Annotated in this window: 3 protein-coding genes; all 3 read right to left on the bottom strand. The window is 61.9% G+C overall.

What is annotated here, in order from left to right:
• On the bottom strand, positions 1-838 hold an 838-nt coding region (locus ABLN94_RS24525), incomplete at its 3' end, for an aldehyde dehydrogenase family protein (RefSeq protein ID WP_352997326.1).
• A gap of 3 nt (positions 839-841) precedes the next feature.
• The gene (locus ABLN94_RS24520) at positions 842-1,759 is read right to left on the bottom strand and encodes a dihydrodipicolinate synthase family protein (protein WP_352997324.1); all 918 of its coding nucleotides are present in this window, start codon (positions 1,757-1,759) and stop codon (positions 842-844) included.
• 8 nt (positions 1,760-1,767) lie between these two features.
• The coding region (locus ABLN94_RS24515) for a GntR family transcriptional regulator (protein ID WP_352997322.1) at positions 1,768-2,388 on the bottom strand (621 nt) is incomplete at its 5' end.

The raw sequence follows: 2,388 nt of genomic DNA, 5'->3' as shown, positions 1-2,388 counted from the left end.
CGTCGTCCATGACGATGGCCGGGTTCTTGCCGCCCATCTCCAAAACCACTTCTTTGGCGTTGCTTTCCGCCGAATAGGTCAGGAACCGCTTGCCCGTCACCGTCGAGCCGGTGAAGGACACCATGTCGATATCCATATGTCGACCGATGGGCTCGCCAACCTCTGCGCCGCCACCCGGCACGATGTTCAGCACGCCGCGCGGCAGACCGGCCTCCATCGCCATTTCGGCCAGACGCAGCGCGGTCAGCGTGGTCTCGGCCGCCGGCTTCACCACAACCGAACAGCCCGCCGCCAGTGCAGGGCCGATCTTCCACGCCAGCATCAACAGCGGGAAGTTCCACGGCAGCACCAGCCCCACAACACCAATCGGTTCGCGCACCACCATGGCGATGTGGTCATCGCTGGCAGGGCTCACCTGATCATAGATCTTGTCGATCGCTTCTGCGTGCCATTTCAGGCAGTGGATCGTCTCGGGCACGTCCACGGTTTCGCAATCATAGATGGTCTTGCCGCTGTCGATGCTCTCCATCACGGCCAGTTCCCGCGCGTTGCGGGTCATCAGCTTGCACAGCCGGATCAGAACGTCCTTGCGATCGGACGGGTGCAGTTTCGACCAGCGGCCATCATCAAACGCCTCACGCGCCTTTTCGACGGCAAAATCCACATCCGCTGCGCCGCAGGCCGCGATATCGGCCAGCTTGTCGCCGGTGGCGGGGTTCAGGGTCTCGAACGTCTCACCCGAGATCGCCGGACGGAACGTGCCATCAATGAAGGCTCCGGTCGGCAGGGTCAGGCCTGCGGCGATGGATTTGTATTCTTCCTGTGTCAGCAGTTCCATGCCTTAGCCCTCCGCCACGATGTCAGCGATTGTTTTCTTCAACACGCGCGTCACCTGTTCCAGCGCGCGCTTGTCATCCTTGTTCAGGCCCTTCAGCGGCGCGCGCATCGCGCCCGTGTCTATCCCGTTCATGGTCACGCCATGCTTGATGGTCTGGATGAACTTGCCACCCTGTTCCAGCACCCGCATCAGCGGCATCATCGCGGACATGATGCGGCGGCCCTTGGCGAAATCGCCTTCGATCACACAGGCGTTGTACAGCGCCACATGCTCTGCCGGCAGGAAGTTCGACCCGCCGCACACCCAGAACGGTGCGCCCCAGGCGAAGAACTCCAGCGCCTGATCGTCCATGCCGCAGCCCAGCTGGATATGCGGATAATCCCGCGCCAGAAGATGCACCCGGTTGATATCGCCCGAGCTTTCCTTGATGCCGCAGAAGTTGCGGCTGCGGCCGACACGGTCGAGGAATTCCTCCCCCATCATGGTGCCGGTGCGGTGCGGATAATTGTACAGCATCACCGGCAGATCGGCGGCCTTGTCGATGGCCAGCGCGTTCAGCGCATTTTCGCGGTCGGTCGGCACCGAATAGGCCGGGCTGGCCAGCAGGATCGAATCCGCCCCGATCTCACGCGCGCCGGTGGCCAGAGCAATGGAGTCCGGCGTCATCATCGCACCTGTGCCTACCACCAGAGGCAGGCGGCCTTTCAGCTGCTCATGCGTGAACCGCGCCAGCTCAAGCCGTTCCCCGACGGTCTGCGCATAGTTCTCGCCGGTCGATCCGCCCGAGATCAGGCCGTGCACGCCATGCTCGATCAGGTATTCGATCACCTGCGCCAGCGCGTCCCAATTCACGCTGCCATCGGCGTGATAGGGCGTGACCACCGGGGTATAAATCCCCTCAAACTTGAAAATCGGGTTCATTCAGGTCCTCATGCAGGGGTTTTGCGCGTCATTGTGCCCAGCGGCACGTCAAGCCCGGCGGGCATGACGAACAGCTCGATCTGATCGCGCGACAGGTTCCAATGATCGATGGCCAGCTGCGCGGCCGCCGCCTCGTCGCCCGCCTCGATGGCGGCGATAATCGCGTCATGCTGCGCACTGGCTTCAGAGAGGTTTTCGGACATCTTCGCCGTCTGCGGGCGATAAAAGGTCATCCCGATCCGGGCATGGTCGATCAACAGGCGCTGGAAGGACGGCGCCAGATAGATGTTGTCGGCCATCTCACCGGTAATCTCGTGAAACCGGTTATTGGCCATGGCCCGGTCGGCGCTCGAACCGCTGCGCAGCGCCGCCTTGAACGCCTCCTGTGCCTTCTTGAGCGCGTCAATCTGGGTGCGAGTGGCGTTCTTGGCGGCCAGCTGCAGCACAGCCCCATAAATCATCGGGGCCGCCAGAAAGAAATCGCGCAGGGTCACATGTGACATCTCACTGACCCGCGCACCACGATTTTCCCGCAGATCAACATAGCCCTGACCTGCCAATTGACGCAAAACCTCACGCAATGGCGTCCGAGAAAGATCAAACTCTTCGGAAAGCTTCGATTCGTCGAG

The organism is Ruegeria sp. SCP11, assembly GCF_040329455.1.
Classification (GTDB): domain Bacteria; phylum Pseudomonadota; class Alphaproteobacteria; order Rhodobacterales; family Rhodobacteraceae; genus Ruegeria; species Ruegeria atlantica_E.
This window is presented reverse-complemented; position numbering and strand designations above follow the sequence as displayed.